The 17,916-nt window shown below is 60.5% G+C and carries 15 protein-coding genes; 8 read left to right on the forward strand and 7 right to left on the reverse strand.

What is annotated here, in order from left to right:
- Nucleotides 1-217 precede the first annotated feature (217 nt).
- From EU811_RS20395 to EU811_RS20410, 4 genes are all read left to right on the forward strand, one after another.
- A complete protein-coding gene (locus EU811_RS20395) occupies nucleotides 218-667 on the forward strand; it encodes a hypothetical protein (RefSeq protein WP_142940114.1) in 450 nt (149 codons plus the stop codon).
- Entirely contained in the window at nucleotides 664-2,433 is a 1,770-nt protein-coding gene (locus EU811_RS20400) for a TraM recognition domain-containing protein (protein ID WP_142940115.1), read from the forward strand. The genes EU811_RS20395 and EU811_RS20400 overlap by 4 nt, the downstream gene beginning before the upstream one ends.
- 15 nt (nucleotides 2,434-2,448) lie before the next feature.
- The gene (locus EU811_RS20405) at nucleotides 2,449-2,871 is read left to right on the forward strand and encodes a DUF4913 domain-containing protein (protein ID WP_142940116.1); all 423 of its coding nucleotides are present in this window, start codon (nucleotides 2,449-2,451) and stop codon (nucleotides 2,869-2,871) included.
- Nucleotides 2,872-3,075: 204 nt separating this feature from the next.
- Nucleotides 3,076-4,125 (forward strand): PDDEXK nuclease domain-containing protein, encoded by a 1,050-nt coding sequence (locus EU811_RS20410; protein WP_142940117.1) that lies wholly within the window; start codon nucleotides 3,076-3,078, stop codon nucleotides 4,123-4,125.
- Nucleotides 4,126-4,207: 82 nt separating this feature from the next.
- Here the strand turns inward: EU811_RS20410 and EU811_RS20415 are convergent, their stop codons facing one another.
- From EU811_RS20415 to EU811_RS20425, 3 genes are all read right to left on the reverse strand, one after another.
- Entirely contained in the window at nucleotides 4,208-4,774 is a 567-nt protein-coding gene (locus EU811_RS20415; RefSeq protein WP_142940118.1) for a recombinase family protein, read from the reverse strand.
- Nucleotides 4,775-5,519: 745 nt separating this feature from the next.
- Nucleotides 5,520-6,911: an MFS transporter gene (locus tag EU811_RS20420; RefSeq protein ID WP_142940119.1), complete on the reverse strand. Its 1,392-nt coding sequence runs from the start codon at nucleotides 6,909-6,911 to the stop codon at nucleotides 5,520-5,522.
- Between the two features lie 818 nt (nucleotides 6,912-7,729).
- Entirely contained in the window at nucleotides 7,730-8,494 is a 765-nt protein-coding gene (locus tag EU811_RS20425) for an SDR family NAD(P)-dependent oxidoreductase (RefSeq protein WP_142940120.1), read from the reverse strand.
- Between the two features lie 471 nt (nucleotides 8,495-8,965).
- On the opposite strand from EU811_RS20425, the gene EU811_RS20430 reads away from it, so the two are divergent.
- Entirely contained in the window at nucleotides 8,966-9,922 is a 957-nt protein-coding gene (locus EU811_RS20430; RefSeq protein ID WP_142940121.1) for an AraC family transcriptional regulator, read from the forward strand.
- A 78-nt stretch (nucleotides 9,923-10,000) separates the two neighbouring features.
- On the opposite strand, the gene EU811_RS20435 is transcribed toward EU811_RS20430, so the two are convergent.
- From EU811_RS20435 to EU811_RS20450, 4 genes are all read right to left on the reverse strand, one after another.
- Nucleotides 10,001-10,825 carry an SDR family NAD(P)-dependent oxidoreductase gene (locus EU811_RS20435; protein ID WP_142940122.1) on the reverse strand — a complete coding sequence of 275 codons (825 nt, stop codon included), beginning with the start codon at nucleotides 10,823-10,825 and terminating at the stop codon, nucleotides 10,001-10,003.
- Nucleotides 10,826-10,901: 76 nt separating this feature from the next.
- Nucleotides 10,902-12,404 carry an APC family permease gene (locus tag EU811_RS20440; RefSeq protein ID WP_142940123.1) on the reverse strand — a complete coding sequence of 501 codons (1,503 nt, stop codon included), beginning with the start codon at nucleotides 12,402-12,404 and terminating at the stop codon, nucleotides 10,902-10,904.
- Between the two features lie 240 nt (nucleotides 12,405-12,644).
- A complete protein-coding gene (locus EU811_RS20445; RefSeq protein ID WP_142940124.1) occupies nucleotides 12,645-13,856 on the reverse strand; it encodes an acyl-CoA dehydrogenase family protein in 1,212 nt (403 codons plus the stop codon).
- A 94-nt stretch (nucleotides 13,857-13,950) separates the two neighbouring features.
- Nucleotides 13,951-14,529 (reverse strand): flavin reductase family protein, encoded by a 579-nt coding sequence (locus EU811_RS20450; RefSeq protein WP_238703482.1) that lies wholly within the window; start codon nucleotides 14,527-14,529, stop codon nucleotides 13,951-13,953.
- A gap of 515 nt (nucleotides 14,530-15,044) precedes the next feature.
- Between EU811_RS20450 and EU811_RS20455 the strand changes: the two genes are divergently transcribed.
- From EU811_RS20455 to EU811_RS20465, 3 genes are all read left to right on the forward strand, one after another.
- Nucleotides 15,045-15,872, forward strand: coding sequence for an alpha/beta fold hydrolase (locus EU811_RS20455; RefSeq protein ID WP_142940125.1), 828 nt, complete (start codon nucleotides 15,045-15,047; stop codon nucleotides 15,870-15,872).
- A 138-nt stretch (nucleotides 15,873-16,010) separates the two neighbouring features.
- Nucleotides 16,011-17,228: a thiolase family protein gene (locus EU811_RS20460; RefSeq protein WP_142940126.1), complete on the forward strand. Its 1,218-nt coding sequence runs from the start codon at nucleotides 16,011-16,013 to the stop codon at nucleotides 17,226-17,228.
- 3 nt (nucleotides 17,229-17,231) lie between these two features.
- Nucleotides 17,232-17,915: a 3-oxoacid CoA-transferase subunit A gene (locus tag EU811_RS20465; RefSeq protein ID WP_079598053.1), complete on the forward strand. Its 684-nt coding sequence runs from the start codon at nucleotides 17,232-17,234 to the stop codon at nucleotides 17,913-17,915.
- Nucleotide 17,916 lies beyond the last annotated feature (1 nt).

Here is a 17,916-nt window from a genome sequence, read left to right on the forward strand (position 1 = left end):
AACCTGAGCGAATAGAGATAACCCCCCAGACCCTGCTGGAACCAGCATCCCCGCTCCTGCCCAGTGAAGGAGGCACCCAATGAACGCGCAAACCCGTACCCTCGCCAAAATCACAGACACGGTGGCATGGACATACGCCTGCCTGTCGATGTCGATGGTGTCCTTGGGTTTCGCTTTCCAGGTTGTCTACACAACCGTCGCTAGTGACGAATAGCAGATGAGCCAAGGATTCCCCGCCGGCTACTACGTCCTGGCAATTACTTCGCTTGCCTTGGTTGGACTAGCCAAGCTGGGAAAACCAACAAACGCACCAAAGATTACTCTTGGGGCTCTGCTCGGTCTCATGGCAATTGTGATCGCGGTGCTCAGCTTCGACTTCCAGTCTCTGGTTCTCACTCCACCTTTCTGGATCACCCTTGTGGGTGGAATCGTCACCTACGTCTCCTTGTTCATCGGATGGCGCAGCGACGCGGCCGAGAAAAGGCTAAGGACAGAAGTCGCGGATCTAGAGGCCGAAGTTCAGATTAAGGCCGAAGTCATCGCGGCCCTTGAAGGGAAGTCCCCAAGCCTAAGGGGAATCGCGGTCCTCCTAGCAGGCGTGATTTCGGTAAATCTGCTCGGAGCCGCAACGAAACGGTTTTACAACCGCGACGGAGGACAGAAGTGAGCGCACCAAACCGTAAAGGGATGGGCATGGGCGAAGCCCTGCTGGTCTGGCTGGCCATTGGCTTCATCGTCATTTTCGGCGGCGGAACCTACGCCGCCCTGCACCTAGGCTCCTGGATGGCGGGCATCGCCGCTCCACCAGCGCACCCCATTGATCTGATCGCCGGCCTCGCCAAAGGCCGCGTGCCATGGCCCACCGAAGCCACCGTCGTAGCCTGCCTCATGGCGGGTGTGGTGCTGGCCTTGACCATTGTTGTACTCGTGGCTTGGCGGAAGGGGGCGTCCAAGCGCGCCCGTGTTGACAAGGCCGCCCGATACCTCGGACGAGGGAAGTCGCTGGCCGCATTCTCGGAAAAAGGAGCGAAAGCAACCGCCGAGCGGCTGGGCGTGACAGATACTCCCGGCATCGTCGTCGGCAAAGTCGTGTCCACGGGACAGAAGTTCATCCAGTCCTGGGAAGACCTCAGCCTCGATATATGGGGACCCCGTACAGGTAAATCAACCTCCCGCGTCATGCCAGCCATCCTGGACGCACCCGGAGCCGTCGTCTCGACCTCGAACAAGCGCGACGTCGTGGACGGCACCCGCGGGGTCCGTGAGAGTACGGCTCCGGTGTGGGTGTTCGATCCGCAGAAGATCGCACAGGAAGAGCCGGACTGGTGGTGGAACCCGCTCTCCTACGTCACCGACGAAGAAAAAGCCTACAAACTCACCCAGCACTTCTCAGTCGGCTCCCGCGTTCCCGGGTCCAAGCCCGATGCCTACTTCGATCCCAAAGCCGAGGACATTCTGTCCTCGTACTTCCTCGCGGCCGCCCTCGGGGGTCTGCCTATCACCCAGGTCTACATCTGGGTCACCGAACAGGTAAACCGGGAACCTATCAACATCTTGAAACAGCACGATTACGAGCTGCAGTACAAGGGTCTGGAATCCACTCTAGAACTGGCCGATAAGCAGCGTGACGGTATCTTCGGCACGGCGGAGAAGATGATCCAATGCCTCAAGAGCCGGAACACGCTGCGCTGGGTCGCTCCGACCGGTGGGGCGACGGTGGCCACGGATGCCCGCCGCCAGTTCAACCCGCATGCGTTCGCTGCATCTCAGGAGACGATCTACATCCTGTCCAAGGAAGGTGCAGGCTCGGCCGCCCCTCTCACCACAGCCCTCACGGTGGCCATTGCCGAGGCCATGGAGGAACGGGCCGAGCGCAACGGCGGCCGTCTCCCCAAGCCCGCACTGTTCGCTCTCGATGAGCTGGCCAACGTGGTCCGCTGGGCGGCCCTGCCGGACCAGTTCAGCCACTATGGCTCCAAAGGCCTGATCGTCATGGGCATCCTGCAGTCCTGGTCCCAAGGGGTCGAGCTATGGGGAGAAGCGAACATGCGGAAGATCTGGTCGGCGGCGAACGTGAAGGTCTACGGCGGCGGCGTGGCAGAAGAAGGTTTCCTCCGCGCGCTCTCGGACCTGATCGGAGACTACAGTTACATCAACGTCTCCACATCCTCAGGCAAGTCCGGCTCCAGCCGCTCACGCCAAGAGAGCAAGGAACGCATCTTCGACGTTTCCAACCTCGCCGAACTGGACCGTGGCCGCGCCGTCGTCCTCGCCTCCGGCGCACCGGCCACGCTCGTCCGGACCATGCCCTGGTACACCGGACCCCACAAGGAAACGGTGGAGGCATCCATCAAGAAGTACAGCCCCCGGCCCGAAGAACCACCCGTCCCGGTGCCGGCTGCACCGGTAACCAATCCCTGGGTCACGAAGTAGGAAAGGGCGCCGCACATGGCAACTGATTTTGACCTCTACGACACGGACGCATCGGCCCCAGCTGCAGCTGGGCAAAGCGCGGAGAAGGAACCGGAGCTTGTCTACGGGTCAGCTGAGGAGTTTCTCCATGAGCAGCTGCTTCCCACGTACGTCCGCAGCGTCACGGGTAAGTCCGCGAAGTGGTGCATCGAGTGGTATTTCCACCCAGAGGCCGTCTCACGCGTAGCGGCTCTTTGGCGCTCCTGGGAACACCTTCGTCTAGATCCGGCAACCGGAATGAGCGTCTGGTGGCGGGACCACGCAGACCACCACATGAGAGTCCTCCTCGACCCCCAAGGTCCCTTCTACAACTGCGACATGAAAGAGCATCGCGATCCCGAACACCTCGAACCTCACAAAGCACCCCACGGCTGGTTCCCCGACGTCAGAATCATCTAGCCATGATCCTCAAAGCTCTATTGCTGGCAGAAAGAGCATCCCGTCGGAACAAGAAAGTGATGCGAAGCACTGGCTCATCGCCGGCACTTCACTGCCTTTCGGCGACCCGTCCGCCTGCTGATAGCCCGTAGGCTCAATTGTCCGAACAGCGTCTGGACAATTGAGTCCAAGGTGCCTGTCGGTGGCTCGCATTAGGGTGGAATGATGACCGACTCTCGCGATCTGGACATGCCCGATGGCTACACGGACCTCCTTGAGGATCTGAAGGCGACAGTCAAGGCCGCCAGGATAAAGGCCCTTCGGACTGTTAATACCCAGCTCATCGAGCTGTATTGGACGATCGGCCAGGGCGTCCGGCTGCAGCAGGAACGGCAGGGCTGGGGGAGCGGGGTGATCAAGAGGCTGTCCGAGGACTTGCGCCGAGAGTTCCCGGAGATGAAGGGCCTTTCGCCGCGCAACATCCAGTACATGACGACGTTCGCCGGAGCCTGGCAGGAGGGTCCAATTGCGCAACAAGCTGTTGCGCAATTGCCGTGGGGCCATGTCACTGTCCTGCTGGACAAGTTGGACGCACAGGAAAAACGTACTTCGTACGCTGCGGCGGCCGTCCAATACGGGTGGTCCAGGAATGTCCTGCTGAACATGATCATGAACCGGACCCTCGAAAGGACCGGAGCAGCTCCGTCCAACTTCGCGCAACAGCTTGTTGCGCAAGACTCCGAGCTTGCCCAACAAATCGCGAATGACCCCTACAACTTCGAATTCCTGGGCTTGTCGGGGGAGGTCGCTGAACGCGAACTGGAACTGGCTTTGACCAGTCGAATCACCGAAACCCTGCGCGAACTCGGACCAGGATTCGCTTTCGTTGGGCGGCAACTCCACTTCGACGTCGACGGCGACGATTACTACGTCGACATGCTGTTCTTCCACATGGACCAGAACAGATACGTGGTCATCGAACTCAAGACAGGGAAGTTTCAGCCGGAGTTCGCCGGAAAACTTAACTTCTACGTCGCCCTCGTCGATGACATGCTCCGCCGCGAGCACCACAACGAAACAATCGGCATTCTTATCTGCGGCGCCAAGAACGACCGCAGCGTACGGTACAGCCTCGGCCGCTCAACCTCGCCCATGGCGGTCGCTGCCTACACCTACGACAAGCTCCCGGCAGACGAGAAGCGTGCCCTGCCCAATGAAGACCACGTTGTGGCAGCACTCGAATGGGCAGAACCCGGCACAGAACCAGAAGACTGAGCCTTCCAGAACACCCGCAAACGCCGATAAGCACCCATATGTCGCGTTGCCTATTGGCCTAACTGAAGGTGGAGCAGCAGAGTCAGGAAGGTACGGCATGCCGCAGGTATTGATACACCGTTTCCCGGCTGATCCCGTAGTCCTTCGCGAGGATTGATTTAGGTGTTCCGCTAGCCGCCCTTCTTGCCAATTCGTTGGCTTGGTCTTGGGTAAGTGCCTTTCTGCGGCCACGGTAGGCTCCGCGTTGTTTGGCGAGGGCAATGCCTTCCCTTTGGCGTTCCCTGATGAGTGAGCGTTCGAACTCAGCGAAGGCCCCCATGACGGAGAGCATGAGGTTGGCCATGGGGGAGTCCTCACCGGTGAAGAGCAAGTGCTCCTTGACGAACTCTACCTGCACGCCCTTGCCCGTGAGAGCTTTGACGACGAAGCGGAGGTCATCCAGATTCCGTGCCAGCCGGTCCATACTATGCACAACGACGGTGTCTCCCTCGCGGGCGAATCGCAGCAACTCGGCCAGTTCTGGGCGGTTGGTGTCCCTGCCCGAAGCCTTATCGGTGAAGGTTCTGTCGAGGGCTTGCCCATCAAGCTGGCGTTGCTCGTTTTGATCCAAGCTGCTGACTCTCACGTACCCGATCCGCTGACCAGCCATGGTACACACTCCCAAATCAGTGTCAGGTTTGAATCTAGGTGCCGCGCAACATGCTGTCAAGAAGGTTAGGAATGATCCTATTCTGACACTCTGGGCCGTCAGCCTGACGTCAGGTTGGGGTGTAGCTCATAGAGCAACGGGAACCTCCTACTCACGCCGGTGGGTGGTTAGAGAATCTATCCAGAGATCCGTCGGCATTAGGGACGGACATTTGTCCTCAAGGCTTTATGGACGGCGCGCAGACATGTTGTCAGGTCCTCTAGTTCACCTTCACACGATCTATTCGCGGGACTCCCGAGTTGTGCCGCATGGCACTTCATGGTCGACACGAACGATGTATTTGCCGTGATCGCGTTGTATGACCATGATTCCCTGTCTGCGCTCAAGAGCGGCGGGTATAAGTCTGGTGATGGCACGGTTAATCTTTTCGTCTCTTCTTTGAGGCTCCTCCAAAACGATGACTTCAATAGAAAGAGGAAGCCCCGGGCTTGGGAATAGGCCGCTGCCCATTAGCGAGAACACAAGTCCTCCTTTACCAGTCGAATGTATTTGAGGTTGAGTCCTGGTCTCTGGATCTAGAGCCGGTGGACGTTTGACAAGGGCAGTGCAGTGCCAAATCATGGAAAGCCCGGTGAAACCCGAGGAGTCATTTTGTGATTCAGCAAACCGACCGCTACCTCCCGCAGGAGCGCTGCGGGAGGTAGCTGTCACGAGAGTGCGAGCTTTAAAAGCTCGCTTGGATGATTCAACTGCGTGTGGAGGGGGCACTAGGGAGTCCATCCGCCGCGCCGTGCTCGACGATCTCGTGGATCTTGTGTTCAGCCTCCTCCAGCTTGCGCTGACGGGGCACCAGGACGGTCACAATGGCGCCGAAGAGCGCCACACCACCGTAGATATAGAACGCTGTTGACCCACCGATACCCGCTGCGGCCAACCAGCCGCCGATGATCGGGCCAAAAATGCCACCCAGGCGACCCAAGCTTGCGCACCACGCCACGCCAGCTGCACGGGCATTAGTGGTGAAGTAGTTGGATTGGAAGCCATAGATCAGCACTTGAGTGCCCAGCGTACCTACGCCAGCCAGGGCGATGAACACGAACAGAAGAGGGAGCGGGAAGCCGAAGGTCATCAGCACCAATGTGATGGCGGCCAGCACGAAGGTTCCGGCGATAACGCGCTGGGGACCGGTTTTGTCTGCTACGCGGGAGGCGAGCAGAGCGCCCACCACGGCTCCGAGGTTCAGGGCCAGCGGGAAGAACAGGGAGTAGGTGCGCCCGTAGCCATACCCTTCCATGATCTTGGGCAGCCAAGTGTTCAAGCCGTAAGTGAGCAACAAACCTGAAAATGACATCAGGCCGAGCAGGACTGAAGCGAGGGCGAACTGACGGGAAAAAACCGCGGCGAAACCGGTCTTTTGCGGGGCAGCGCCAATCTGCTGGATGATCCGCTCCTCAACCAGCGGGACACCTGTACGCTGCGCTGCAGCCAAGGCCTCCTGTTCACGGCCGCGTGCGAGCAGCCAACGCGGAGACTCGGGCAATTTGAACCACGCGATCGGCAATAGGAGCACGAGAGGCAGTGCCCCCACCATGAACAGCCCACGCCAGCCCACGTCATCCAATAGCAGGATGCCCATGACGGAAGCAAACACGCCGCCAGCGGGAATGCCCGAATAAACGACAGCGTTGTACACGTGGCGTCTACCTGCCGGTGCGAACTCTGCCATGGTCGCCCCGGCCGTGGCGATGACGACGCCGAGGCCGAGTCCGGTGATGAAACGCATCGCGCCGAAAGAAGAGACGGTCGTCGTTAACGCCGTGATGAACATGCCAATGGAGAACCACGCGATGCCCAAGAGCATGAGACGCCGCCGGCCAAAGAAGTCACCGACCGCACCGCAGACCAGTGAGCCGACGAGCACGCCTATAAGTGCCCAAGAGCCAAGCAGACCAGCCATGCCGGCATCGAATGCGCCAATCTGCCCGGCGTCTGACAGCAGTCCCGGCAGTACAGTCCCGTAAATAACGAGGTCGTAACCGTCAAAGAGTAGGGCGGCGCAAATGACGAAGGCGACCCACTTTGCTGTGCGGGCCTCCTGTTGTGGATTCTCGGCGATGATGGCGTTTTGCTGAAGCATATGCCCGGGTCCTCTCTGAACAGAGCATGAAAGAGTATGGAGCCGGAAGTTATTCAAAATCCCTGGCTGCCTTGCATAGTCTGGCAGCGATGCGATCGCGCTCATACTAGGTATGTACCGGGGTTTATGCCGGGGGGTGTTTTAGATGTTGTCGGTATAAATCGGGCGGAGTGGAAGCTTGCCGGTCGGTGGCCAGTGTCCAAGAACGGCGGCGCCTTGCTTCAGCTGATCAGCCGAGTCGGCACTGGAGCGGGAAATGGGACGATGGTTTGGTCACAAACGGTGCGCGAGAGAACATCGATGCGCAGCGGTCTGCTCTGCGAGGGTAAGGCCGTCGGCCACCTCCTGCTTGCGGTTCCCGCGAATATACGTGGCTCACCCGCCGCCCAAAGAAAGCCCCGGCCAAGCCTTTCCGGCAGCACGCCGAGGGCCCAGGCCGCGTTTCTTTGGCTTGCACCTGTCCGGCGAGGGGACCTCGTCATGCCACCAGCCCGCCCATGCGCTGGATGTCAAGGAGCCGGTGGGAAATTCGGGTATGAGATTCCTGCCCATGGGAGCTTGTTCGGAAGCTTGCTCTAGGGGATGAAGGAGGAGGAGATTTTTCCAGAGATGCACTGTTTGCCTTCCGTTGATTCTGTTAACACTGTTGTTCCGTGGGGGCAGCGAATTGTCCTGGCGTAGATTAAGTCAGCCCTGCCAAGAGATGTACGGAAATATGCCCTTTCTCGGTCGTTGCACGCGCTGGCTGGCACCGGACGGCAGCCGCACCCGGTCTACCGCGCGGGAATTCCGGCGAGACTCTGCCACGACGCCTGACCTCAGAAAGCCGAGTATCCAGCGTCTACGGGGAGGCTGACGCCGGTGATGAAGGACGCACGGTCGGAGGCAAGCCACACGACTGCCTGGGCAACCTCGTCCGGTTTACCCAATCGTTTAATTGCTTGCCATGAGAGCAAAGTTTCCTGCTCCTCCGCCGGTAGGGACAGAAGCATGGGCGTGGCGATTGAAGCCGGGCACACAGCATTGATGCGAACGCCCGTGTCTGCTGCCTCCACGGCTACGGATTTAGTGAGGCCCACAACACCATGCTTCGATGAGGCGTAGCCGGAGTATCCAGGCAACCCGAGAATTCCTGCGGCGCTGGCGGTGTTTACGATCGAGCCCCCGCCGTTGTCGATCATGGCCCGAAGTTGTGCCTTCATCCCGAGGAAGACGCCCTTCAAATTAACGTCGTGGACGCGGTCCCACTCTTCTTCGGTCGTCTCCAACGCGGTCTTCTGAAGCTCGATACCGGCGTTGTTGTGGGCGAAATCCAGAGTGCCAAAATTTTCAATGACCGTCCTGACGGCATGCTCCTGATCGGCCAGTGCGGTAACGTCCATCACCAGCACGCGCGCTTCTCCCCCGGCTTTTTTGACCTGGCGGGCCGTTTCTTCCAAGTCCTCCAGCCGCGCCTGTAGGTCTCCGATGACCACGTTGGCGCCTTCACGTGCAAATGCGACCGCCGAGGCGCGGCCGATACCACCGGCAGCACCGGTCACGATGCCGTTTTTTCCTTCAACCAGCATGATTCTTCCGTTCATGTAGTGCCTTATGATCCCTCAGGCCGGAAGCCATACGGGCAGGTTGGCCGATGGTTTCGCCGGGTCAATCCTGCTTCGAAAGAGCAGCGGCCGAGTGAGGAGGATCACGTCTTCGACTTACCGTGACATCTATTTCTCCCGCATCCAAGGCTGTAGCCAGCCTGCGTCCGTATCGGTCAAATACAGCTTTGTCCTGGTTCAATCAGTGACAACAGTGGGAGGAAAGCTGCTGATTGCCTGGTGGAAGTTCACGCACCTTTTGGTTGTGAGCGGGTACAATTTTCGTCTACATGTGATAATTGACATACCGGTTCCAGCTTTGCCGGCCATCCGATGCGGACGAAGAAGCCCGCATGGCGCTGGCCGTAACGAGACGCTGCATGGAATGTAGTCTCACTGATACCCACGCAGCCATCCCCCTCCGTAGGCCAGGAGTCCGAAGGGTCCAACTGATGAGGATTAGCCAACATTGTGACAAGCAACCCTGAATCGTCGTCGCCCCCATCTTGGTTCCGGACAAAGGAGATTCCCTACTCAGAGCGCAGGTCACTTTGGGAGGAGTACATCACCCGGCAGCAGATGCCCCTCGCTGTCACTCCGATTCACGATCGTCCTCTTGAAGCGATAGCCGCAGGCGTCAAAGGAGAAGGACTACGGTTCGCTCATATCGCTGGCTCCGCGCAGGTAGCTGCTCGGGGCGCGAAACAGCGGCAGCAGACAGAGTGCCGGCTTGTCGGATTGGAACTCGTCGAACGCGGCCAGGGCTTGTTCAAGGACGCGAACTCGGTACGCGTTGTCACGGCGGGTCAGGGGATCATCTTCGACGCAAACGGAACTTTCTCGATGGCCTTTGAGAAGGGCATGCGGGAGTCCGTTCTTATGGTGCCTTACGATCTGCTGGAGCCCTCGGCGATCCCAACTTCTCCGAGGATATTTTCCTTTGACCAGCCAGGAACCTTGGGCCATGCAATGGCAGACGTCATTCGGAATGTCCTCAGGAGCCCGGAGCTTGTGGCCGGAGCGGAACGGGATGCTCGGGACCTGTTTCCCGGGTTGCTGCCGCGGGGGTACCGCTCCTTGGCCTCATACCGCCTACAGGCATTGGACCTTCTTAGAAGCCGCTTTGCAGACGCCGACTTAAGTGGCGAAACGAGTGCCCAAGCCTTGGGAATTAGTGAGCGGCACCTCCGTCGAGCGTTCGCCAATGAAGAGGGTGGTGTCGGGCGGGCGCTCCTGAGCGTACGGCTGGAGGCGGCCGCAGGTCTTCTTGTAGATCCGGGGAGCAGGTCGCTCTCCATTGCCGAGCTTGCGGCCCGATGCGGCATTGAGTCGCAGTCATTCTTTTCACGGGAATTCAAGAAAAAGTACAACGTGACGCCACGGGAATACCGACGTGAGCGTGGGTTTGTGCACGACAGTACGGATTAGCAGCGTCTGCAAATTATAGATGCGTCGGCCCGCTGGAGTAAGGACTCCAGCGGGCCGACGCGTCTATGAATCCAGTATTTAGTTGACGAGAGCGGGGGTCTCCGCGGGCGCTTCCAGGCCGCCCGACTGGTACTCCGCGAGAGTGAAGGCCCCATCCAAGACGATGGCCTGACCTGTGAGGTAGCTTGCCAGGTCTGATGCGAGGAACAGTGCCAGGTTGCCAGCGTCGTCGATGGTGCCCAGTCGTTTGAGGGGAACGGCTGCAGCGATTTCGTCGATGACACTTTGGGGATCCGCTGGGTTCGTGTCTGCGGCGGCTGCCCGCATCATGGGAGTGTCCATGCTGCCTGGGAGGATCGCGTTTACCAGGATGTTCTGTCCCGCAAATTCGGAAGCCAGGGCTTTGGTGAAACCGAAGATAGCACCCTTGGACAGTGCGTAGACAGTCCAGCCCGGGTCGGCAACGATGGGCCCGGAGATTGACCCGAAGTTGATAATCCTGCCGTGTTTGTTGGACAGCATGTGCGGGACAGCGGCCCGGCAAGAGTTCCAGGTGCCTCGGACGTTCACGTCGATGACTTTTTTGTAGTGGGCGTCATCGACGTCCAGGAACATCCGCGAGTCACCGACTCCGGCGGCGTTTACCAGGACGTCTAGCCTGCCGGACTCCGCTGCAATCCCGTCGTACGCGGAAGTGAGGGATTCCTGGTCTGTGATGTCTACCTGAACGTGGTTGGCGTTCAGCCCTGCCTCGCGCATGTCCTGGGCAGCGGCTGCTACAAGGTTTGACCTGTCAATGAGGTAAACCTTGGCACCGGCTTCGGCCAGTTTCCGGGCACAGCCGTTACCCATGCCCATCGCACCACCAGTCACGATGGCGACCCTGTTTCGCATATTGATCATTGTTTTTCCTTTTATCTGAAGCTCGCGTCCTACTTTTTAGGGGGGTGACAGAGAAGTAGGATGCTCGCGGTTCTGCTTAGACGGAAGCCGGCTCGGACGTAGGAGCTGGCTTGGATGTTGCGGCAGCAAGTTCTTCGGCTGATCGCGGAGAGGTCAGCAATGGGAGTTTCTCTTGAACTCTGCGGCGATAGGCGTAGAGCACCAGAGACAGGGCCAGGATGCCTAGTCCAATGAATAGCTCGCGGGGGCCGCCGTATCCGCTGAGATCGAAGGAAAGAGCACCGACAACGAGGATGACGGCCGTGTAGCCCGTCAGGATGACAGCCAGTGGGATCGCGAAGCGGCGAACTCGGAAGGGTCGGGAGAACTCCGGGTGGTCGGCCCGAAGAACAAGGAAGCCCGCGAGTGCCGTGAGGATAGCGAAAAGGTAACCGAAGTTGGCCGCCACCAGTATTGAGATCGGGTTCGATATGAAAACCACCAGAAGAATATTCATGATGACCGCGGTCCATACCGCTCGCGCGGGTACCCCCCGTTTGTTCAACTTCTCAAACTGCCGTGGCGCCAGCTTGTCCACAGCCGAACCATAAAGGGCGCGGGAACCGTCGGCCATAGAGGCGTTGACCCCCATGAGCAACGTGCACAGAATCGCAATAATCATGACGTCGATGAGAGGACCTGAATCAATGACCCGGGTGAATGCCGTAACGAAAGCAGCTGCCGGGTCGGCAGCAATTTCTGCCTGGGTCATCAGACCGCCGAATCCGAAAGGTACGAGCAAGAAGACCGCGAAGGTGTATGCCCCGGAGGCACGCAGCGCCTTCTTTCCGTCTGTCATGTTCTTGTACTCGGGGAGGAACGCGGCGCACATCTCGGTGCCGTAGGCAATCCAGCCGACGAGGTACAGCCATACGAGGACGAGCCTTATGTTGTCCCAGGGGCTGCCCGTCATCTCTCCAAGGCCCCAATTGAGGTTCTCAATGTGCCAGTTGGGCGAGACGATGGGTGCGAGGATAAATGCGGCAAATGAGGCAAGGAGAACCACTCCCATGATCTTGCTAACCCATGCTGCAAGCTGTGCGCCGAAAAGATTTGGCACCATGACGGCGACAATGATAGCGATTCCGATCAGCTGTGGAAGCCCAATCTGGGCGAATCCCAGGTCGAGTGACCACTGTGCGTCCGGGAACCATCGGGCGCCGATGATTGCGCCGGCGGTAACACTGATCACGGAAATAGCGGCGGACCAGCCGAACCAGTAACCAAAGGTCGCGAGGGCTCCGGCAGGGGCGAACCTCTCTCTCCACGCTTCGAAAGCGAAAATTGATACACCACCGGGTTTTTCCGGGAATATCGAGGCCATTTCAGCGAAAAGGCTGTTCTGGATCCAGCCGATGAGTGACGCTAGCGCCCAGATGAACATGGCAGCAAGACCACCAATGGCGGCGGCGGTTACTCCGAAAGATATGTAGAGGCCCCCTGAGACGGCCATGGACAGGGCGAAAGCGTCCTGCCATTTGAGGCTCTTGTGGAGGTGCTGGTCTTCTTTCTCAGAGACCTGCGTTTGCGAATCAGACATGCGGCTTCTCCTTTGAAGCGCGGCCCCGTTCTTTCCCAAGTTGTGGCAACCGAGCGAGGATTTGGACTGAAGTTGAGTTTGCGTGTCGAGCCCGCTTCGAAGTGTCCCGCTGGAGTGCGAAGCGCGGGCCCGCTCGAACCATGAGCTGGCGCGTTATGGGATCTCGGGGCCGGTGGACGCAAGGTGCACCGGCCCCAAGGGGGTAGCTACGGATGTTCAGGATGTATCAATAGGGCTGTGCTAGACACCAACGGGATCAAGTACGGGTTCCGCAGGCTGGGGCTTGACCAGGTCGAAGAAAATCCACTGCGAGCCCTCAGGGGCCAGGCCGCTGAGCATGAGGCCGCAACTCTGAACCACCGACGGGCCCGAGCTGGCGTGCTGGGTGCCAGCGTGAAGGTCGCGCCACACGCGCTGTACCGGAGTGTTGCGCATGACATCAGCGCCGGCCCACCGGTGGACGAAGACGCTGACTTCGTGGACGCTCCAGGTCGCATTGGTGAGCGCGAGGCGGGTCAGCGATTCCTGTTCCTGGGTGAGGGGTTCGCCTGCGTAGATGAAGGGCTCCAGATCCCGATAGGTTTCCATGAGGAACGCACGAGCCGAGCGGAATTTTGCCTCTGCCCGGGCAAACTCTGCGTAGAACTCTTCGCTGTTGATGGGCGAGCCCGGGTTCTTGGACCGCTTAGCCGCCAGCTCCTTCATCTCATCGAGAAGGCGTCGCCCGACACCAAGTGCCCACGCTCCGTGCTGGACGCCTGCGGCGCCGGCGACGCCGAGCCGGTAGTAGGCGCCACCGCGTACGGGGTCGGTGGTTACGACGTTGAAGGAGTAGTTCGCCGGGACGTACACGTCTTCGCCGATGTAGTCGATGCTTCCTGTGGCCCGCAGGCCGATGACATCCCAGTTGTCGACTTCGGTGACGGTGTCCCTGGGGTGAATAAAGATGCGCATTTCCCCGGTGTCGTCAGTGAGAGCCGCGGTGAATGCGTGAGTGGCCAGGGGGAATCCCGAGGCGAACCGCCAGTGCCCCGAGATACGGTACCCGTCTCCGTCCCGTACAGCGCTGCCGGGGAAGGTGCCCTGACCGGCGCACAACGGGTACTTCCCGTCCCGGAAGAGCTCTGCGATAACGTTATTGTCCTCCAAGTAGGCTCCGGCAACGCCGGTGAGGGTAAGGAGGGCCATGGCGGACCAGCCGGTAGAGGCGTCCGCGTAGGAGATTTTCTCGACGGTTTGCAGAACCTGGGTCGGGCTTCCTTCCAGTCCGCCGAGCTCGGCCGGAGTCGCAATTAGGTAGGCGCCGGACTCGAGAAGAGCCTGGTGAACCTTGTCCGTGGGCCGGCCCAGGGCCTCGCTGGCGGGTGCTTCGCTCTTGATGAGGTCGGTGATCGCATCAAGGCGCTCCAGCAGTCCCTCGAACTGTTCGGAACCATATTTTTGGCTGGACATGTGTCTTGTTCCTTCGCTTTGTGGGTGATGTGTTGATATTCAGTGGTGGTCGTGGGCAAGGGCGCGTTCTGCACAGGTGAACTCACACCGGCACTTAGCCGGTGGTAGTCGCTAGGCTGGGGTGCGGCGCCAAGGCTCCCCAAGCGCCTCGATAGAACAGAAGCGGGTCGATGCCGTCCTGCTGACCGAAAGCGCGTACCTTCCCCAAGACGAGCAGATGATCGCCGCCGTCATACATGCGCCATGGGTCGCATGTGAAGTACGCCAGGCTGTCGTTGATCCGTGGTACTCCGTCATCGGTAACCCAGTCGATGTGGTGATCGTCCTGCGGTTTTCCGGCGAACTGCAGCGCTGTCTGCAGTTGGGTTTCGTTGAGGATGTTGACCGTAAACGCGCGGTCTTGAAGACTCTGAGCCGCCTTGGCTGTCCGCATTAAGGAAACGAGGACAAGCGGCGGCTCCAGAGACACGGAGGTAAAGGAGTTTACGGTGGCACCGCGGAAAGCGCCGCTGTCAGCGTAGGTGACCACAGTGACACCAGTGGCAAAGTTCCCAAGTGTTCGGCGCAACTGCATTGCCTCGACAGGGCGATGCGGCGCGGGCCTCGCTTCTTTCGCTGTGAGGACGGTCGCCTGAGATTCCCACTCGAGGAACTCTTCTTTCCAGAACATCATGATGATCTGCTCTCGTGTTGTGTCTATAGGGGAAGGCTGATCTCTAGCTCGAGATCGACAGGTGAACGGTCGGGCTCCACATCGGGCCGGTCTCACCTACGGTCTTGCCTGGGGGCTTTACGCGAATAATGGATAGCCAGTCCGCGATGCTGTAGCTACAGTGGCACGGGTCACAGGCCTCTCGGGAGACTTTGATCGGACTTGTCCGAACTAGTCAAAACGGCGCGTCTTTCAGGCGATGACTATGAAGCCAAGCGGCATAGCCCCGCAGATGGCCACCAGAGGTCGCGCCCGATCACTCAATGGAAGAGCCTCCCTTAGCTCCGCTGTGTTCCAGTGGTCACTAGGAAAGACGGCGTCCTACGCATGTACCGCATTCCGCTGGTGAGAACCCCCTCGAAGGTTCGCTTGACGAACATACGTGCGAAAAGAGAACTTGATGCGTATTGTGATTGGTCATCGGCAGTTCGAATTTCTGTCTCTCCCCTCACCTACCGAGCGCATTGGAGTCCGCCGTGACCAAACCTGCCTTGAAAGCGGCACTGCTTTCCCCGGGGCGCCCGCTCGGAGAACGCCCGCTCCTGGTGCTAGGTTCCTCCTTGGGCACCGACTCCATGCTCTGGGACCGTACCGGTTCACTTTTACGCAATGACTACGACCTTGTGGTCTGGGACTTGCCCGGCCATGGAGACTCACCTGCCGCGACGGAAAGCTTCGATGTGGCAGCGCTGGCCGATGCCGTGGTGGAGCTGGTCGATTCGATCGCGCCCGGCGCGGCCTTCCACTATGCGGGTGTGTCGCTGGGTGGCGCCACGGGCCTGCAGTTGGGCCGAGCGCATGGGAAACGCCTCAAAAGCCTGTCCGTGCAGTGCAGCGGTGCCAAGCTCGGTACCCGTGAGGGATGGCTGGAGCGCGCCGAAACGGTCCGCAGCGAGGGAACTCCGGTGATGGTTCAGGGCTCTGCGCAGCGCTGGTTCGCGCCGGGCTTTATGGACCGTGCTCCCGAAGTCAGCAGCCGGCTCTTACAGGCACTGCGCGACGCCGACCGGTTCAGCTATGCCTTCTGCTGCGAAGCGCTGGCCGGGTTTGACATCCGCGAAGAAGTCGGCAGCATCCGTGTTCCCACGCAGGTCATTGCGGGGGCGCTGGACGGTGTGGCGCCGCCCGCGCTTGCGGAGGAGTTAGTCACGACGATCACGGAGGGCGGTGGCACGGCTATCGCCGTCACCCTTGAAGGCGTGGCACATCTGGCCCCTGCAGAGGCACCGGACCGTGTAGCCAAGTTGATGCGCAGCCTTATGACCTGGACCGAATCGCAGCAAGTAGGCATGCGAACATCCTGACACTGCCGAACCTGCTGACAGTCTGCTAGTGCGTACCCCTCCACAAATCAGCCTTAAAACCCAAAAAGGTTTGCCCGAGTAACGAAGACAACATGCCGTTCGAGCATGACACCAGTGATTAGACACCCTAGGAGAACAATGAATCAGGCTTTTGTGTACGACGCCGTGCGCACCCCTTTCGGCAAGTTCGGCTCCGGCCTCGCCGCCGTCCGCCCTGACGACCTTGCAGCCCATGTGATCCGGGAGTCCGTGAAGCGGGCTCCGGGACTGGATCCGGAGCGGATCGATGAGATGGTGTTCGGCAACGCCAACGGCGCCGGCGAGGAAAACCGCAACATCGCCCGGATGGGAACGCTGCTGGCCGGGCTTCCGGTGTCGATTCCCGGGACCACGGTCAACCGGCTCTGCGGCTCGTCCCTGGACGCTGCGATCATCGCCTCCCGCCAGATCAATGCCGGTGACGCGGACCTGGTGCTGGTGGGCGGCGCTGAGTCGATGTCCCGTGCTCCGTGGGTGCTGCCCAAGACGGACAAGCCCTACCCGGCCGGCGACATGACCCTGGCCTCCACCACCCTGGGCTGGCGCCTGGTGAACAAGGCGATGCCCAAGGAATGGACCATTTCCCTGGGCGAGGCCACCGAAAGGCTCCGTGAAAAGTACGGGGTGACCCGGCAGGCGCAGGATGAGTTCGCCGCGGACTCGCACAACCTGTCCGCCGCCGCGTGGGACGAGGGTTTCTACGACAACCTGGTGGCCCCGGTGCCGGGCACGGACCTGGTGCGGGACGAGGGCATCCGCCCCGGTTCCACCGCCGAGAAGCTGGCGGCCCTGAAGACGGTGTTCCGTTCAGAGCCCGAGGGCGCAGAGGTGGGCGGTACGGTCACGGCCGGCAACGCCTCCCCGCTGTCCGACGGCGCCTCCGCGGCCTGGGTGGGCAGTGAAAGTGCCGCCGGGCTGCTGGGGCTGGAGCCTTTGGCCCGTATTGCCGGGCGTGGTGCGCACGGCAACGATCCACAGTACTTTGGGTTCGCCCCTGTGGAGGCGGCGAACAAAGCCCTGGCGAAGGCGGGCATCGGCTGGGACCAGGTGGGCGCCGTCGAACTTAACGAAGCGTTCGCCGCGCAGTCCCTGGCCTGCATTAACGCCTGGGGCATCGACCCCTCGATTGTGAACCGGCATGGCGGCGCCATCGCCATGGGCCACCCGCTGGGTGCTTCGGGAACCCGGATCCTGGGCACCCTTGCCCGGTCGCTGCAGGCCTCCGGGGAGCGCTGGGGCGTCGCGGCGATTTGCATCGGGGTCGGGCAGGGCCTGGCCGTGGTGCTCGAAAACGTAACTACTGGCGTGAAGGGCTAGGCAATGCTGACTTTTGTTGACTCCGTAAACGAGGCCGTGGCCGGCATCAAGGACGGCTCCACGGTGATGATCGGCGGTTTCGGCAACGCCGGGCAGCCGTTCGAACTGATCGATGCGCTGATGGACTGCGGCGCCACGGACCTGACCGTGGTGAACAACAACGCCGGCCAGGGCGACCAGGGCCTTGCCCTGCTGATCAAGGAAGGCCGGGTGCGGAAAATGATCTGTTCCTTCCCGCGGCAGTCCGACTCCTGGCACTTCGACGCCAAGTACAAGGCCGGCGAAATCGAGCTGGAACTCGTCCCGCAGGGCAACCTGGCCGAGCGCATCCGTGCCGCCGGGGCCGGCATCGGCGGGTTCTTCACCCCCACCGGGTACGGCACCATGCTGGCCGAAGGCAAGGAAACCCGCATTATCGACGGCCGCGGCCAGGTCTTCGAAACGCCCATCCACGCGGACGTCGCCCTGATCAAGGCACTGAAGGCCGACGGCAAGGGCAACCTGGTCTACCGCAAGACCGCCCGGAATTTCGGCCCCATCATGGCCGCCGCGGCGAAGCAGACCATCGTGCAGGTGTCCGAGATCGTCCCCACCGGGGCGCTGGACCCGGAGACCGTGGTCACCCCCGGCATCTACGTCAACACCATTGTCCGCATCCCGGCGGGCACCACCGAGAAGGCGGCCTGAC

The sequence above is a fragment of the Arthrobacter sp. TS-15 genome (assembly GCF_006964045.1).
Taxonomy (GTDB): Bacteria; Actinomycetota; Actinomycetes; order Actinomycetales; family Micrococcaceae; genus Arthrobacter.

Bases quoted from the DNA above. Each gene is read 5' to 3' on its own strand.
- EU811_RS20395 (WP_142940114.1), top strand. From the start codon at position 218: ATGAGCCAAGGATTCCCCGCCGGCTACTACGTCCTGGCAATTACTTCG.
- EU811_RS20405 (WP_142940116.1), top strand. From the start codon at position 2,449: ATGGCAACTGATTTTGACCTCTACGACACGGACGCATCGGCCCCAGCT.
- EU811_RS20410 (WP_142940117.1), top strand. From the start codon at position 3,076: ATGACCGACTCTCGCGATCTGGACATGCCCGATGGCTACACGGACCTC.
- EU811_RS20415 (WP_142940118.1), bottom strand. From the start codon at position 4,774: ATGGCTGGTCAGCGGATCGGGTACGTGAGAGTCAGCAGCTTGGATCAA.
- EU811_RS20420 (WP_142940119.1), bottom strand. From the start codon at position 6,911: ATGCTTCAGCAAAACGCCATCATCGCCGAGAATCCACAACAGGAGGCC.
- EU811_RS20425 (WP_142940120.1), bottom strand. From the start codon at position 8,494: ATGAACGGAAGAATCATGCTGGTTGAAGGAAAAAACGGCATCGTGACC.
- EU811_RS20435 (WP_142940122.1), bottom strand. From the start codon at position 10,825: ATGATCAATATGCGAAACAGGGTCGCCATCGTGACTGGTGGTGCGATG.
- EU811_RS20440 (WP_142940123.1), bottom strand. From the start codon at position 12,404: ATGTCTGATTCGCAAACGCAGGTCTCTGAGAAAGAAGACCAGCACCTC.
- EU811_RS20445 (WP_142940124.1), bottom strand. From the start codon at position 13,856: ATGTCCAGCCAAAAATATGGTTCCGAACAGTTCGAGGGACTGCTGGAG.
- EU811_RS20450 (WP_238703482.1), bottom strand. From the start codon at position 14,529: ATGATGTTCTGGAAAGAAGAGTTCCTCGAGTGGGAATCTCAGGCGACC.
- EU811_RS20460 (WP_142940126.1), top strand. From the start codon at position 16,011: ATGAATCAGGCTTTTGTGTACGACGCCGTGCGCACCCCTTTCGGCAAG.
- EU811_RS20465 (WP_079598053.1), top strand. From the start codon at position 17,232: ATGCTGACTTTTGTTGACTCCGTAAACGAGGCCGTGGCCGGCATCAAG.